Genomic DNA, 15,697 nt, shown 5'->3' on the forward strand with positions numbered 1-15,697 from the left:
AATAGCTTAAAGGAAATATGATAGTGTTGAAACGAAAAGTACTCGGCTACCTAGACGCACTGTTTGTCAGAACTGGGGATGGGCCTATAGGTGTAATACTGGAGCACTTCTTCCAAAGCCATTTTAAGCGCCTTGTTTATAGGCATCACTTTGGTTCCGAGTTGAAAATCTATTTGTCCCAATTGCATGTAGTAGTCCGTAAAAACAGGCACGTACATCCCTTCTGAAATGGCCTTTTGGGTGGCCAAGTAATTTTCCTCCTGATTTTCCTTGATGACCTTGCAGGTAGCCAACCGTAGGTTTCCGTGCTTGTCGCGGTTGGCCGCATAGCCGAACAATCTGCAGATAAGCCCCCTATGAGGGTAACTGCCGCAATGACCCTTTCCAATGATGGAGACCGGATTGAGGATAAAACAGGTCGCTCCGGGATTTTCGGTCAAACTGATCAAGGCATCTTCCGCCTTGCCGGATAAAAATAGATGGAAGGCCCAAGGTAAAAACTCCAAGGGCGAAGCATCGATATTGGGGTAGGTACAACATTTTCCACAACCCGAAACACAACCAATTCCCGAATTTTTTTGGAATTGTTCGGTTTCTTTCTCCAATTGATCGAACAACCGTTCGACCGATCGGACTTTCTGTTCCAGTGTCATTTTGCGGCACCGAAATTATATCATATTTCAATACGCGCTAAAAATATTTTTTAAAAAATCAAAGGCTGAAAATCAGGTCTAAAAAGTGCCATTGTTGTGGGCAAAAAGTTCAACCACTTCCTGTCTTCCTTCGAGTTCCATTTTCCCCAAGGATGTAAATGTAAGTGCATCTGATTTTGATAGTTTCCCCACAAGATCGCCAGAAACCAGAAGGTCCTGCTCCAGGGATTTGCACAATTTTTGGATGCGTGCAGTGACGTTAAGTACATCGCCAGTAAAGAAAATTTCCTTTTTGAGCGCGCCGATTTCACCCGTGGTCACTTTTCCCAAATGCAGGCCTGCCCGGAAAGATGGCACCATACCATAAGTAGTGCTAAAATAGTCTGATTTTTGTTGCAGTTTGAGCTTCATGTCGATGAAACAACGAATGCAATTTTGGTTGTGCAATCCATCCTTTTCCTTCCATGTGATTACGATTTCATCGCCCACATACTGGTAAACTTCGCCTCTGAATTGGATAATGGCATCTGACAGTTGGTTATAATAATCGCTCAAAAACCGGAAATAGGCCTTGTGTCCCAATTGCTCTGCAAGCGAGGTGGAGGACTTCATATCCAAAAACATAAAAACTCTGGATTCCTCCTTTGGCTTATGGTATTTTCCAGAGAAAAAATTGAGCAACACATTATGGCCAAGGTGTTCGCTGATTCCAGCATAAATGAGGGATACAAAAATGCTGAAGGACAAGGATACCATGGTGCTCAGAAAGGTGGTGCTGGAGATATAGTTGGCAAACTTTTCCCAGACTTGATGGTCCAGTAGGGAGCTATTGGACTCGATACTGGCGGCAATGGGGAAGGTAATCAGGTTGATGAGCAGCATGAACAATACGTAGAATCCCATTTTATACAGGATTTTTTGTCCAAAGCTTTTGGATTTGAACCGCTTGCCCATCCAAAGTACTTCTACCGAACCCATCAAAATGCCAACCAGAAATACAGCCAAGGAAGCAAAGAGCAAAATACTCCAGGTAACGGTGATATCGGTTTCAGGCCGTTGGTTTTCGTAGCCTGTGGCCATGGATTCTATGAGCAGTATAAACCAGCTCAAGACCAGCCAAATGATGCCGAAGGGCAAAATGCGCTTTAGGTGATGAAGCGTTTTCGGGTTTCGAAAGACATCCATCCGCTAAAGATAAGATGATTTTGGATTCCTAGTTCTTGTTTACCCGATAGGTAACGCCCCTGTTAGTGATCACTCTGCCCGCTTTCATGGTCAAGGTGGCCTCGTCGGAGGTCAACGGAGTACAACTTCCACCACTGTTGGAAACAAGTACCCTAAACAGGTATCCATCTTTATTGCTGTCGGGTGATAGTACCGTTAGTGTGGCCGTTTGGGTGCCCGAGTATTCAGACCCATCAATGATAGGTGCAAAGTTGCTTCCGCCGTCCGTGCTCACTTCCCATTGATAGGTGTCCACATTGCTTGCGGATACGTTGAAGCTACCATTGTTTCCAATGACCACGGTCTGGTTGGTGGGTTGGGTATCGATTGTGAAAGGAGCAACTGTAATGGTTTGTTCCACATCGAGGGAGTTGCCCGCTGCGTCGGTAATGCGATATGTTCTTGTGATGGTCTCTGGGTTGCTTCCGCCATCACTAACGTCACTTACGAAAGTAACCGTTGGATTTGGGTCGCAATTGTCGGTTTCATCGGTAATTAAACTAATGTCTGCAATTGGAATGTCATCCGTACAATGTACCGTTACAGGTGCTGGGGCGCTGGCTGTAGGGGCAATAGATTCTACGGTAATGGTCGTGGTGGCGGCAAGGTCTGGGTAAGGCGGATCTCCGGGCATTCCTCCATATTCCACTAAGTAACCTTTAGGTTGATACACTCCGCTGTTGGCACCGGTATTGGAAAGGTCGTTCCAGGATCCAGGAAGTCCCACACCCGGTGCTGTAATATGTGCATAATCTTCATTTCCTGAGTTGTTGGGCTCTCCGGAGTTCCAGAATTCATAACCAAACGCAGTTCCGCCTGCGCCGCCTCTCCAGAATAATGTGCCTGCTTCGGGGCCTGTTACCCAATACCAATCGCCTTCGAGGGCAGCGTCACTGGCTCCAATCCATCCTGCCCCTGGCGCTTGCGATCCCAAAAGGTCGGATTCGTCTTGAACGGAAATGGTCGCCAAATAGCCCTGAAGTCCGTAGAACGTTCGTAATGCTGCTGCATCCCTCGCGGCAGTCCAAGTAATGCCCTCGGAGGGTATGTATTCATAATAATGACCCGTTGATTCTAGGTAGTTGGCTTCGTTCATCACTATGGAGAAAGTTCTTGTTTCACCAGCGGTTACGGTTGCGGTCGTTTCAAACACCACTGCACTGATGGCCGCCTCAAATTCGGCCAAGGTTGCGGGTCCGTTTAGCAAAAGCCTTCCTTCGGAGGTGTCCCAAGTGGCTGAAATGTTTGGATGGGTACCCGTTAGGCTAAGGACATCCCCCGAAACATCATAGTTCGAGGTCACCTGGACATATACTGCATCCAAGGTGCTACTGTCCGGGTCAGTGATTTCCACACTTTCAATCACGGGAATGGTGTCGCCCGGGCAAAAAGTTTGATTTCCAGTAGCGGTGATGGATGGTGGTTCGTTGTCATCAAAGGTATCATCCCTAAAGTCCAAATCGCCCCCCGAGGCAACATCCCCATCGGAATCTGGTAGCAATATTGAGCCTCCATTGGTGTTCAAAGGGTTATCAATGGTGCCTCCTGGGTCATCGTATCCTGTAGTGGCATCTGTCGCATTATCGAGTCCATCACCGTCACTATCGGAACCGGCTAAAGTTAGGGTTGCTTCGGTAGTGTCTGGTGTACCATCATTATCACTGTCAGTGTCCATAAAGTCGGGTGTGCCGTCCCCATCTGTATCCACTGGGGAAAGTCCGCTTCCCTCGTAGGCATTATCGAGACCATTGCCATTGGAGTCACTGCCCGAAGGAGCTGTATACGCCAAAGATGTTTGGGCTTCCACATTATCGGGAATCCCATCACCGTCACTATCCAAGTCTTGGTAGTTAGGGATTCCATCGCCATCGGTATCCACTGTGGTGCAATCCACCGAACCGCCATAACTGGCGCCATAGACCCGAGCACCGACCTGCCAAGCAATTACCTTTATATATTGTAAACTAGTTCCGTTTACGGTAAAGGTGACTTCACGAATGGAGCCTGGGGTAGTGCCATTGGCACCGGCCAGCCAGCCGTTATTTCCTCCACCTGCCGAAGAGCGTTGTATTTGCATATCGGTGCTGGACACTGCCGGGTCTGCCCCAAGAAAAACGCTTACGGAAGTTCCGACAGGAACAGGTTGGGCAAATTGTAAGAGTATTTCGGATTGTCCTTGGTAGGTAGAAACCGCATTGGCGGCAAAGGAAGTGCCAGGGTTACCTTCAGCATTGGACGGATTGGTAAAGAATTGCAGATTGGTGGCGTTTTGCACAAAATTTCCGCTGGCGCCTCCACATTCGTCAATATCCAAGATGCCATCGTTGTCATCATCCACATCGGCAACATCATCCACACCATCGCCATCGAGGTCCGCACTGCCAGCACTACAAGTGGAATACAGTTTGGAAAATGGGATGTTTTGCTTGGAAATGGATGGTCCTTGATATTGAACGGTAAGCGTCTCGCCACCGCTATTTTCAAAAAATAGGACGGTAATATCGTGTAGTCCTGCGGTTAAGGAAATGGTGCCCGACCGTTCCTGTGATCCATGAAGTCCATCATTGTCCACTACTTCTGTTCCGTTGATAAAGAGTTTGGAGCCATCATCCGAAGTGGTGAAAAACGTATAGGTTCCGGGTGTATCTATTTGGATAAAACCACTGTATCGAATGCTAAAAGTGTTGTTGTCGCCTGGGTCTTCTTGGTTTTGAAGGGCGTCCACATCAAAACTGGTATAGGTGCCCGAGCCCAAGAAACCTGAGGTTGGAATATTATCTACTGTGTTGCCAGAGGGAGTGCTATCGTAAAACTCGAAGTCAACTTCACCGTTGCATATTCCAGAAGTGCCTTCCACGAGAACATTGTCAATAAAATATTGTTCGTCGTTATTGTCGTTATCCATCCGTACCCTCACTTCCAAATCGGAGTTTCCTGTGACAGGTATGATAAAGGAGTAGGATGGTGCCAAAGGATCGGAATCTGAACCCGAAGCGTTCACAAATTGCTGCCATGAGCCTGCGTCGACACGGTATTCCCCAATCAAATAATCGTTACTATTGTCCATCTCGTCCTCATCGTCCACCCAGGTATCCATACTGAAGCTGATGACGTCGTATCCAGAAATGTTGATGGTGCTGGTTTGCCAAGTTCCTTCGGCGTCCAAATTACGTCCTCTAAGAGCATTGTTCCTTGTAGAGAGTCTGTTTCCTAGGTTGGTCGTCCAACCAGAGGCTGATGCTCCGGTCGCCGTTCCAGATGAGGTATTGTTACCGTAACTGTTAAAATTTTCACTCCAAAGCGTGGTCTGTGCAAAAGATAATGTGGTTCCTAAAAGAAAGAGTGCAAAAATGAGCATCCATCTTAGGGGATAATGATTCTTCTTGGTAGTGAAGAAAGAGGTTGAGGCCATGTACTCCATTAATTAAGGTATAAATTTACGTTTCAACGATTCGATGGAAAATATTTGTTGTGAACTGTCCCAAATCGGGTGTTAAACATTTAAATGTATTGGTTGCTTAGATTTGGCCACGAGATGAATCGCGAAGCATGCAAATGGTAATACACTGAAAAATAGTGCGGTCGACCTTATTTTTGTTTTGGAATGGGTTGCACGGGCGATATTATTTGTTGTATATTTGCAAAACTGAACGGATATAAAAGTATTCATGAGGGGACCTTGAGTCCCCTCTTTTATTACTTATTTCTCATTTATGTTGAAGGATAAAGTGGAATTGTTGCTGAACAAGGCGTTGCAGGAAAACCCGTCCTTGTTCTTGGTCAACCTCACCATAGGTGCTGACAACAGCATCAAGGTGGTTTTGGATGGCGATGAGGGTGTCAGTTTGCAGGACTGCATGGATGTTAGCCGAGCCATTGAGCACAATTTGGACCGTGAAGAGGAGGATTTCTCCTTGGAAGTAACCTCGGCAGGAGCTACATCGCCTTTAACGTTGCCGCGTCAGTACAACAAAAATATTGGAAGAAAGTTACAGGTGAGAACCACCTCCGGGGAACTGGAGGGAACATTGGTGGAAGCCTCGGAAAATAGCATTACCCTGGAGTGGAAGGCACGTGAGCCGAAACCCGTGGGTAAAGGAAAAGTTACGGTACAGAAAAAGCAGGTAATCGCATTTTCTGATATTCAACAGGCAAAAGTTAAATTAAAATTTTAATTGTAGTAGAAAATGGAAAACCTAGCGCTCATCGAATCCTTTTCGGAATTTAAGGACGATAAGTTTATTGACAGGGTTACCCTTATGGCGATTTTGGAAGAAGTGTTCCGAAGTGCGCTCAAAAAGAAGTTTGGTTCTGACGACAATTTTGATATCATCATCAACCCGGACAAAGGGGATTTGGAAATTTGGAGGAACCGTGTGGTTGTCGAAGATGGTGAAGTGGAAGATCCAAACGAGGAGATTTCGTTGTCCGAAGCGCGTAAGATCGAGCCCGATTTTGAAGTGGGCGAAGATGTTTCGGAAGAGGTGAAACTTATCGATTTGGGAAGAAGGGCCATTTTGGCATTGCGCCAAAACCTAATTTCCAAGATCCATGAGCATGATAATACCACCATCTACAAGCAATTCAAGGATTTGGAAGGTGAAATATACACGGCTGAGGTACATCATATCCGTCACCGTGCCGTAATTTTGTTGGATGATGAAGGAAACGAAATCATCCTTCCAAAGGAAAAACAAATACCATCGGACTTTTTCCGCAAGGGAGACAACGTCCGCGGGATCATTGAGAGCGTAGAGCTCAAAGGGAACAAACCGGCCATCATTATGTCGAGAACTTCCCCCAAATTCTTGGAACAATTGTTTTTCCAAGAAATCCCCGAGGTTTTTGATGGATTGATTACCATTAAAAAAGCGGTTCGTATCCCAGGAGAAAAGGCCAAAGTGGCCGTGGACTCCTACGATGACAGAATCGACCCCGTTGGTGCCTGTGTGGGTATGAAGGGATCACGGATTCATGGAATCGTCCGCGAATTGGGCAATGAGAACATCGATGTGATCAACTGGACCAACAACCCCCAATTGATGGTAACAAGGGCCTTGAGTCCGGCGCGTGTGTCCTCCGTTAAATTGAACGATGAGAAAAAAACCGCCCAAGTGTACCTTAAGCCAGAGGAAGTTTCCAAGGCTATCGGTAGGGGAGGTCATAATATACGATTGGCTGGTCAATTGACTGGTTACGAAATAGATGTGTTCCGTGAAGGTGTTGAGGAAGATGTGGAGTTGACCGAGTTCTCGGACGAGATCGAAAGCTGGGTGATCGAAGAATTCAAGAAGATTGGATTGGATACCGCGCGCAGCGTTTTGGAACAGGATGTAAACGATTTGGTACAGCGTACCGATCTAGAAGAAGAAACAATCCAAGAGGTGGTTCGCATCCTCAAGGAAGAATTTGAAGATTAGGCTTATATTAGCAGCGAAAATTTAGGGCAAGTAAATTAATTTATGGCAGATAATCCAACAATACGACTTAATAAAGTTCTCAGAGAATTGAACATTTCACTGGATAGGGCGGTCGACTACCTGGCCTCGGAGGGGCATGAGGTAGAGGCTAGGCCTACCACTAAGATATCCAATGAAGTGTATCAGGTTCTGTTGGATGAGTTTCAAACAGATAAGAGCAAAAAGGTCGCTTCCAAGGAAGTTGGCGAGGAAAAGCGCAAGGAAAAGGAGGCTATCCGCATCCGAATGGAGAAAGAGCAGGAGGAGCGCAGGCTGGCCAAAGAGAAAAAGGAAGCCGAACAGCAAGTAGTGAAGGCCAAAGCAGAGCTTTCCGGACCAAAGACCGTAGGCAAAATCGACCTTGACAAAAAGCCGGAAAAGCCCAAAGCAGAAGAGCCTAAGGAAGAAGCTCCTAAAGCGGAGCCCGAAAAGTCGGTGGAGGAAACTCCGGCGAAAGAGGTGAAGGAAGAAAAACCAGTGGCAAAGGCAGAAGAACCCAAGGCGGAAGAGGCTGCGGAAAGTGCGGAAGAGGCTCCATCAGACACCATAAAAACGAATTACCAAAAACTTTCTGGACCCAAAATCACAGGGGATAAGATTGACCTATCCCAATTCAATAAGCCCAAAAAGAAGAAGGCAGAGGAAAAAACCTCAGGAAAAGGAGGGGCTTCCGATAGTGGTGAGCGCAAAAAGCGCAGAAAACGGATAGTTAAAAACGGTCCACAAGCTGGTGGTGGGCGAAATACCAGAGGCCCTGCAGGAAGGAAAGGACAACGTTCTTCTGCACCAAAAGTGGAGCCTACCGAAGAAGAAGTACAAAAACAAGTACGTGAAACCCTTGAAAAACTTCAAGGGAAATCCAGTAAGGGCCGTGGTGCCAAATACCGTAGGGAAAAACGAGATCAACACCGTCAGCAAACGGAAAAAGATCTTGAGCAACAAGAATTGGAGAGCAAGATTCTTAAGGTAACCGAATTTGTTACCGTGAACGAACTTGCCACCATGATGAACGTTTCCACAACCCAGATCATCTCCGCCTGTATGTCCTTGGGCATTATGGTGACGATGAACCAACGCTTGGATGCGGAGACCCTTTCCATTGTTGCCGATGAGTTTGGTTACGAAGTTGAATTTGTAACGGCTGAAATAGAGGAGACCATTGAAGAGGTCCAAGACAGTCCGGAAGACTTGAAGCCTCGTGCACCTATCGTTACCGTGATGGGGCACGTAGACCATGGTAAGACGTCTCTTTTGGATTATATCCGACAGGAAAATGTAATCGCCGGGGAAAGTGGAGGAATTACCCAGCACATTGGTGCTTATGGGGTTTCGTTGGAAGACGGACAAAAGATAACCTTCTTGGATACACCCGGTCACGAAGCGTTTACTGCGATGAGGGCCCGTGGTGCACAGGTTACCGATATTGCGATTATTGTAATCGCTGCGGACGATGATATTATGCCGCAGACCAAAGAGGCCATCAGCCACGCTCAGGCAGCTGGGGTGCCTATTGTGTTTGCTATCAACAAAGTGGATAAGCCAACAGCCAATCCTGATAAGATCAAGGAAGGACTTGCTGGGATGAACTTGTTGGTAGAAGACTGGGGCGGTAAAGTACAGTCACACGATATTTCTGCCAAAACAGGCCAAGGCGTTAAGGAGCTTTTGGAAAAAGTGCTCTTGGAGGCCGAGTTGTTGGAATTGCAAGCCAATCCAAAACGATTGGCCACAGGAACCGTAGTGGAAGCTTTCTTGGACAAGGGTAGAGGGTATGTTGCCACCATTTTGGTGCAGGCAGGTACCTTGAATATCGGAGATTATGTGTTGGCAGGAACTTGCAGTGGTAAGGTAAAGGCCATGCAGGATGAACGAGGTAAAAGCGTTCAGAGTGCAGGACCGTCTACCCCTATCTCAATCTTGGGATTGGATGGGGCGCCACAAGCTGGTGATAGGTTCCACGTGCTCGAAGATGAGCGTGAAGCCAAACAGATTGCAGCCAAACGTTCACAATTACAACGTGAGCAGTCTGTACGTACACAGCGTCACATTACGTTGGATGAGATTGGACGTAGGATCGCTTTGGGCGACTTCCAAGAGCTGAATATTATCCTTAAAGGTGATGTGGATGGTTCTGTTGAGGCGTTGACCGATTCATTCCAAAAATTGTCAACTGACGAAATCCAAGTAAACATCATTCATAAAGGCGTAGGAGCCATTACCGAATCCGATGTATTGTTGGCCAGTGCCTCCGATGCGATTATAATCGGATTTAATGTAAGGCCTATGGGCAATGCCCGATCTATCGCCGATAAGGAAGAAATCGATATCAGGACGTATTCCATCATCTACGATGCCATCAACGATTTGAAAGATGCGATGGAGGGAATGTTGTCCCCAGAAATGAAGGAAGAAATCACTGGAAATGCAGAGATCAGGGAAACCTTCAAGATTTCCAAGGTTGGAACCATTGCAGGTTGTATGGTCACCAGTGGTAAAATCTTCAGGAATTCACGTATCCGTTTGATTCGGGATGGAGTGGTCATCTACACCGGGGAGTTGGCATCCTTGAAGCGATTTAAGGACGATGTGAAGGAAGTATCCAAAGGATATGACTGTGGATTACAGATCAAAAATTATAATGATATAAGGGAGGGCGATATTGTAGAAGCCTTCCAAGAAGTAGCAGTGAAGAAAAAGCTGTAACGTTCATAATTATTAGTTTTAAGAACCCGCTCATCGAGTGGGTTTTTTTTATGCCTTTTGATTATCATTTTTTCCAAAACCGATTGTGGTACATTTTTGAAAAATCAGGGGTCTTTTTTTAGGCAAAAAAATGCATCCGTCAGATCAAACGGGTCATCCGTCAATTGAAAAGGGCCATCCGTCAATTCACTGAAAATTCTTTCAGAAAATGAAAGTACTTTTTGGGTCTTAACCATTAATTCCCAAATCGACGGACCTATGAGAATGAAAAACCACTTTCCGTTTTTAGGGGCATTACTTGTAGTATTGCTCCAATCCTGTAACAAGGATACCACCGAATTGTCAACAGATGTAAACAATGAACAGATTGAAAGCGACAGCGAGAAAATTGTGATGGGCGACACGCTCGACATTCCATTCACCGTGGCCAATATGCAAACGGCCATGGACAATTTGCTGTTCAATCTGAAGAACGGTGCCAAAAAGAGCAAGCTGTCCAATACTTTTAAGGCCGATGGAGCGATTGAAATTGTCCCTTCGCACTTTTACTATCGCTTTTTGCCCAAAGACAGCACGGAGTACCACCAACTGACCAACGATACCATTTTGCAGGTATCCAACATCCCCTTGCACCTTAAGGTGGAGGAAGAAGGGGATTACTACGACGACCCTGATTATGAGGGCGATGAAAACCCGGGAGACCTTTCCTATCTCTATGCTGTAGTGCCCTATGACCATGCAGTGCCAGAGAGCATCCACAAGGAGCTGCTGGACAATTATTATTTTGCCCCGGAAACCACTAAAGAGGAGTTGGCCGAGGGTGAGGTAGCGGTAAAGCAGCCCGTAAACAAAACCACCAAGGACCTATTGACCGTGGACGAGAACGGAGAGGTGTTTGAGTATTTGGAGCTGGAAGCCCTAAAGCTTACCAACAACTTGGATGCAGACGAACTGGCCGTATTACGGTTTTACCTGCCCAACGATAGCTCGGGCACCACCTATGCTTTTTCCGAGGCTGCGGCGCTGGGCTATGAGCAAAAGGACCTGATCTTGGACCTGACCTCTATCGATGCCCTTTTGGAGCAGGAGGAATTGGCCAGCCGCCGTCGATGGAGCCCCAGTGGAACAATCACTGTGCAAGAGGACGTAGTGGGCCTTAACGTGGGCGTGGCCGGGGCCGAGGTAAAAGTGCGCAAATGGGGGCTTGTGGTGATACGGCGGGCCTACACCAATAGCCAAGGACAGTTCCGTACCAGCAGCACCCGTACCAAACGGGTGAAATATGCCGTATATTTCAATAATCCATCTAGAAAATTTAGGATTATGGCTGGAACTATATTTTTGGAAGCAAGGCATAGGGGCACCAGAAGCTATAAACGACAGCCATGGAACCAGAATTTTTCTTATGGTAGAGGTAAGTTTTATGCCCAGGTGCACAATGCAGCTTATGATTTTTACACTAGAGCCGTAGGTAAATTTGGGCTTCACCATCCCAACCAAAGTTGGTTGCGGATAAGTGCAAAGTATAACCGTGAAGCAGGAGATCATTTAGATCTCAACCCGGGTGGGCGATTTAGTCTAATTCCACACTCCGAGATCCGGGTAGGCAGATTGGACGATGGAAGGATAATGGCAAGCGATGAAATTTACGCATTGGTAATCCATGAGATGACCCATGCCAGTCATTACAGAATGGACAGATCTTTTTTTATAAACCTAAGAGGTGCAGGTTGTACCTTACAGACCATGGCCGAAAGCTGGGCGACAGGTGTAGAAACTGTTGTGACGAATGATAGGTATTTATCCTTGAAATCTAATTATCGGGCAACGGGTAGTATAGCAAACTATAATCCACTTAATTTGTTTAATTCAGATAAACAAAATAGGGAAATCAAACCTAGAAGTAATTATGAATATACCCCAATTGTTATTGATTTAGTGGATAATTATAACCAAAGGCATGAACTCAACGACCCCAATCTGCCAATAGATAGAGTTCGAGGTTATTATTTAACACAAATACAAACTTCCCTAAACAGCTCTAGAGGTCCGCACACATGGAAGGAACGGATAAAAAGTCAGCACAATAACTCCACAGAAAATTATGTAGATGAGTTGTTTAATGTCTATATGTATGATAATTGTAAATGAAAAAATGAATAAGTTTTTAATAATAATAGTCGTAATTGTCCTTTTTTCTTGCGGAAGTGGTCTTGAACCTGATGGTCCAAACTCCCAAACTTACATCTTTATTTTATCAAACAATACAGGTGTTGACTTGTGGATAACAAGTGATTTTAATCGTAAGGAATTAATAATGGATGGGGACTTATATCAATGTCAAATGATTTCTGAAGAAGGTTACCAAGGTGGTCTTTGTTCAGGTGAACTTGAAATCCGTTTTTATAATACAAACTTGGGATATCAGTGTTTTGGATTGGGAATGAAGTCTAAAGGATTGTGCTTTACAGAGGATTATAGACTCTTTACCATATCCGAAGGTACTATTTTCACTGAGATTGCTCCGCGCACTTATGAATATGTATTGACCCCAGAACTTTTGGAAGGAGCTTTTGAGTTGCCAGATTAGATGTTGAATCATAGGCACCGATGGCATTTATGCCACTACGGTACATGAGCTCACCCATGCAGGGCACCGGGAGCTAGACCCTGGAATGTTCAGTGTGTTGCATCTAGGAGACAAGGAAAGATTAATGCTTAGGGAAAGCTGGGCCGAAGGAGTAGAAACTGTAGTGACGAATGACCGGTATTTATCCTTGAACTCTAATTATCGAGCAACGGGTAGTATCAGGAGTTATGCCCCCCTTAATCTCTTTAATTCTTATAGACAGAATAACATTATTAAACATGCTAGTAATTATGAATATACCCCAATCGTTATTGATTTAGTGGATGATTTCAACCAAAGGAACCATTTTAATAACCAATCATTGCCAATTGATCGGGTACGGGGTTATACATTAAAACAAATCCAAACTTCCTTGAATAATTCGCGCGGCCCACACACTTGGAAGGAAAGGTTAAAGAGTCAACATAATAACTCAACAAAGGGATATATTGATGAACTTTTTGGCGTTTATATGTTCGACAATTGTAAATAAACCAAAAAAAAATAAGATGAAAAAATTCTTAATTATTTTGATTCTTATAATTCTTCCAATGGCTTGTGGAATTATAGAAGATACAACCGAAGAAACGTTTACGTATACCTATATTTTACAAAACAAAACTGGAATAGATTTACAGGTTACCAGTGATTTTGGAAGGGTGGAAATGATTCCAAATGGCGGTTCATTTCAATGTGAGACAATAGCTAATCCAGGATATATGGGAGGACTTTGTTCAGGTGAACTTGAAATTCGCATACCTGGGACAAATAAGGGGTATAAATGTGTTGGAAGCCCGCTTGCCTCAGAAGGAATTTGCTTTGTTGAAGATGATAGGCTGTTTACCATATCTGAGAACTCCATCTTAACAGAAATTGATGCTCGAACCTATGAATATGTATTGACCCCAGAACTTTTGGAAGGGGCTTTTGAGTTGCCTTAGAATTTAATTGTATTGAAGCCTTCCAAGAAGTAGCGGTGAAGAAAAAGCTGTAACGATTATAACTCTAGAAAAAAATCCCGCTTTTGGCGGGATTTTTTTTATGATTTGGTGGCCCTCTCCTCGGGTTTTAAGAGCATGGCATCCGGATATTTTTTTCGGACCTCCAAGTATTTTCGCTCCGCTTCGAGTTTGGTTTTAAATCTTCCCAGCCTTACTCTGTAGGTAGGTGATTCAAACTCTATTTTGGAGTACCAATCCGGGAAATCCACCTCTACTTGGTTCAATAGGTCCTGGGCCTTTTGATAGTTGCCAAAACCCACCTGAATTTGATAAAATCCCGTGTTTGCGTTCGCCTTGGTATATAGCTTTACCAGTTCGTTTATTTTAGGGTCTTGTTGAATGGTCACTTGTCCGTCCTGTGCCAAAACCTGTGATGTCAGACCTAGTAAAATAACAGTAAATACAGCAGTTTTCATGTGGTTTTTGTATTGTATGATGAATGCTTGATGCAAATGTAGATGATTAAAGATTAAACAAGTCGAACTTCAGTTATTTAGAATCTTTATAAATTATGAGTTATGAATACCTTAAGATTTCAAAAAATACCTTTATGTCTTACTTTTGTGCTCATTCTTGGCAGGGTAAAATGCTATTGCGCTCAAACTCAATAGAAACAATCATGCCAAAGATTTCGATAGAAATTTCACGAATATGAAAAAGGTTTTATACCGTCATTTATTTTCTAAGGTTTTAGGCTTATCGCTCCTATTATTTTCATCATCGTTTTATGCACAGGAAGAAGCTGAGGCTTCTGCCGAACCAGTTGCCGAACAGGCAGCTGAAGCTGCTGGTGGGGATCCCGTAAAAGGGAAACAGCTCTTTAACCAGAATTGTGCTGCGTGCCACGCTTTGGACAGGAAAATGACCGGTCCCGCTTTGGCCAACGTAGAGACCCGATTGGCAGAGGAAGAAGGTTTGGATAAGGAATGGCTCTATTCTTGGATCAAGAACAGTGCAGGCATGATTGCTTCTGGCGATGCTTACGCGAACAAAGTTTACGCGGAGTACAATCAAGCGGCAATGACTGCATTCCCTACCTTGTCCAATGAGGATATCGACAATATTTTGGCTTATACCGCCGCTCCACCACCGGCTCCTGCCCAAACAGCTGCGGCAACCCCTGCAGGAGGTGAGGGAACGGGTGGTTCCGCTTCAGGAATCTCCAACGAGATGATTCTTGGTGCCTTGGCCCTGGTTTTCGGTCTGTTGGTGGTCATGTTGATCTTGGTGAACAAGACCCTGCGCAGAATTGCGGAAGCCAATGGTGTAGTGCTTGAAAAGGAAAAAGAAAAGCGATTGCCGCTGTGGAAGGCATTTGTTCAAAACCAGTTTTTGGTTTTGGTCAGCGTTGTTTTCCTCTTGTTGGCAAGTGCTTATTTCGCATACGGTTGGATGATGCAGGTAGGTGTAGATCAAGGTTATGCCCCTGTGCAGCCGATACACTATTCCCACAAAATCCATGCAGGTGACAATAAAATTGAGTGTAAATACTGTCACTCATCCGCTAGGGTGTCCAAGCATTCCGGAATACCGTCCCTTAATGTTTGTATGAACTGTCACAAATCCATTTACGAATACACTGGAAACCCAGAAGGCCCATCTGCAGAAGATTTGGCCAATGGCTACACCAATGAGTTCTACACTGGTGAAATCAAAAAGTTGTACAAGGCCGTTGGATGGGATGAGGAAAACCAAAGCTATACTGGCGAGACCCAGCCAGTGGAATGGGTGAGAATTCACAACTTACCTGACTTTGCATATTTCAACCACTCCCAGCACGTCTCTGTGGCAGGTATTGAGTGTCAAACATGTCACGGTCCCGTAGAGGAGATGGAGATCATGTATCAGCATGCGCCATTGACCATGGGATGGTGTATCAACTGTCACCGTGAAACCAATGTTAAGGTGGAGGGCAACGAGTATTATGAAGCAATTCATGAAGAATTGTCCAAAAAATATGGTGTGGAGGAACTTACCGCTGCTATGATGGGTGGTTTGGAATGTGGAAAATGTCACTATTAATTAAAA

At 45.0% G+C, this 15,697-nt stretch carries 11 protein-coding genes; 7 read left to right on the plus strand and 4 right to left on the minus strand.

Annotated features, from left to right (window positions below):
• Positions 1 to 50 precede the first annotated feature (50 nt).
• The 3 genes from RBB12_RS09045 to RBB12_RS09055 form a co-directional block, all read right to left on the minus strand.
• Positions 51 to 653: a YkgJ family cysteine cluster protein gene (locus tag RBB12_RS09045; protein ID WP_306013707.1), complete on the minus strand. Its 603-nt coding sequence runs from the start codon at positions 651 to 653 to the stop codon at positions 51 to 53.
• Positions 654 to 731: 78 nt separating this feature from the next.
• Entirely contained in the window at positions 732 to 1,838 is a 1,107-nt protein-coding gene (locus RBB12_RS09050) for an adenylate/guanylate cyclase domain-containing protein (RefSeq protein ID WP_306013706.1), read from the minus strand.
• 28 nt (positions 1,839 to 1,866) lie between these two features.
• Positions 1,867 to 5,289 (minus strand): PA14 domain-containing protein, encoded by a 3,423-nt coding sequence (locus RBB12_RS09055; protein ID WP_306013705.1) that lies wholly within the window; start codon positions 5,287 to 5,289, stop codon positions 1,867 to 1,869.
• A 301-nt stretch (positions 5,290 to 5,590) separates the two neighbouring features.
• Between RBB12_RS09055 and rimP the strand changes: the two genes are divergently transcribed.
• The 6 genes from rimP to RBB12_RS09085 all read left to right on the plus strand — a co-directional run bounded on the left by rimP (position 5,591) and on the right by RBB12_RS09085 (position 13,609).
• Positions 5,591 to 6,052: a ribosome assembly cofactor RimP gene (rimP, locus tag RBB12_RS09060; protein ID WP_293289608.1), complete on the plus strand. Its 462-nt coding sequence runs from the start codon at positions 5,591 to 5,593 to the stop codon at positions 6,050 to 6,052.
• A 12-nt stretch (positions 6,053 to 6,064) separates the two neighbouring features.
• Positions 6,065 to 7,297 carry a transcription termination factor NusA gene (gene nusA, locus RBB12_RS09065; RefSeq protein ID WP_127142276.1) on the plus strand — a complete coding sequence of 411 codons (1,233 nt, stop codon included), beginning with the start codon at positions 6,065 to 6,067 and terminating at the stop codon, positions 7,295 to 7,297.
• Positions 7,298 to 7,339: 42 nt separating this feature from the next.
• Positions 7,340 to 10,039 (plus strand): translation initiation factor IF-2, encoded by a 2,700-nt coding sequence (infB, locus tag RBB12_RS09070; RefSeq protein WP_293289605.1) that lies wholly within the window; start codon positions 7,340 to 7,342, stop codon positions 10,037 to 10,039.
• Between the two features lie 258 nt (positions 10,040 to 10,297).
• Positions 10,298 to 12,190 carry a hypothetical protein gene (locus RBB12_RS09075; RefSeq protein ID WP_306013704.1) on the plus strand — a complete coding sequence of 631 codons (1,893 nt, stop codon included), beginning with the start codon at positions 10,298 to 10,300 and terminating at the stop codon, positions 12,188 to 12,190.
• Positions 12,191 to 12,194: 4 nt separating this feature from the next.
• A complete protein-coding gene (locus tag RBB12_RS09080) occupies positions 12,195 to 12,629 on the plus strand; it encodes a hypothetical protein (protein ID WP_306026648.1) in 435 nt (144 codons plus the stop codon).
• Positions 12,630 to 13,177: 548 nt separating this feature from the next.
• Positions 13,178 to 13,609 carry a hypothetical protein gene (locus tag RBB12_RS09085; RefSeq protein ID WP_306013701.1) on the plus strand — a complete coding sequence of 144 codons (432 nt, stop codon included), beginning with the start codon at positions 13,178 to 13,180 and terminating at the stop codon, positions 13,607 to 13,609.
• Positions 13,610 to 13,707: 98 nt separating this feature from the next.
• Here RBB12_RS09085 and RBB12_RS09090 read toward each other — a convergent pair whose 3' ends face one another.
• Positions 13,708 to 14,085, minus strand: a complete 378-nt coding sequence (locus tag RBB12_RS09090; protein ID WP_306013700.1) for an SPOR domain-containing protein — start codon at positions 14,083 to 14,085, stop codon at positions 13,708 to 13,710.
• Between the two features lie 235 nt (positions 14,086 to 14,320).
• Between RBB12_RS09090 and RBB12_RS09095 the strand changes: the two genes are divergently transcribed.
• Positions 14,321 to 15,691 carry a c-type cytochrome gene (locus RBB12_RS09095; protein WP_306013699.1) on the plus strand — a complete coding sequence of 457 codons (1,371 nt, stop codon included), beginning with the start codon at positions 14,321 to 14,323 and terminating at the stop codon, positions 15,689 to 15,691.
• Positions 15,692 to 15,697 lie beyond the last annotated feature (6 nt).

Origin of the sequence: Allomuricauda sp. MMSF_3307 (assembly GCF_030733585.1) — a bacterium.
Taxonomy (GTDB): Bacteria; Bacteroidota; Bacteroidia; order Flavobacteriales; family Flavobacteriaceae; genus Flagellimonas.

Excerpts from the sequence above, each read along its gene's own strand:
- infB (WP_293289605.1), top strand. The coding sequence starts at position 7,340 with ATGGCAGATAATCCAACAATACGACTTAATAAAGTTCTCAGAGAATTG.
- RBB12_RS09050 (WP_306013706.1), bottom strand. The coding sequence starts at position 1,838 with ATGGATGTCTTTCGAAACCCGAAAACGCTTCATCACCTAAAGCGCATT.
- RBB12_RS09075 (WP_306013704.1), top strand. The coding sequence starts at position 10,298 with ATGAGAATGAAAAACCACTTTCCGTTTTTAGGGGCATTACTTGTAGTA.
- RBB12_RS09080 (WP_306026648.1), top strand. The coding sequence starts at position 12,195 with ATGAATAAGTTTTTAATAATAATAGTCGTAATTGTCCTTTTTTCTTGC.
- RBB12_RS09085 (WP_306013701.1), top strand. The coding sequence starts at position 13,178 with ATGAAAAAATTCTTAATTATTTTGATTCTTATAATTCTTCCAATGGCT.
- RBB12_RS09095 (WP_306013699.1), top strand. The coding sequence starts at position 14,321 with ATGAAAAAGGTTTTATACCGTCATTTATTTTCTAAGGTTTTAGGCTTA.
- rimP (WP_293289608.1), top strand. The coding sequence starts at position 5,591 with ATGTTGAAGGATAAAGTGGAATTGTTGCTGAACAAGGCGTTGCAGGAA.
- RBB12_RS09045 (WP_306013707.1), bottom strand. The coding sequence starts at position 653 with ATGACACTGGAACAGAAAGTCCGATCGGTCGAACGGTTGTTCGATCAA.
- RBB12_RS09055 (WP_306013705.1), bottom strand. The coding sequence starts at position 5,289 with ATGGCCTCAACCTCTTTCTTCACTACCAAGAAGAATCATTATCCCCTA.
- RBB12_RS09090 (WP_306013700.1), bottom strand. The coding sequence starts at position 14,085 with ATGAAAACTGCTGTATTTACTGTTATTTTACTAGGTCTGACATCACAG.
- nusA (WP_127142276.1), top strand. The coding sequence starts at position 6,065 with ATGGAAAACCTAGCGCTCATCGAATCCTTTTCGGAATTTAAGGACGAT.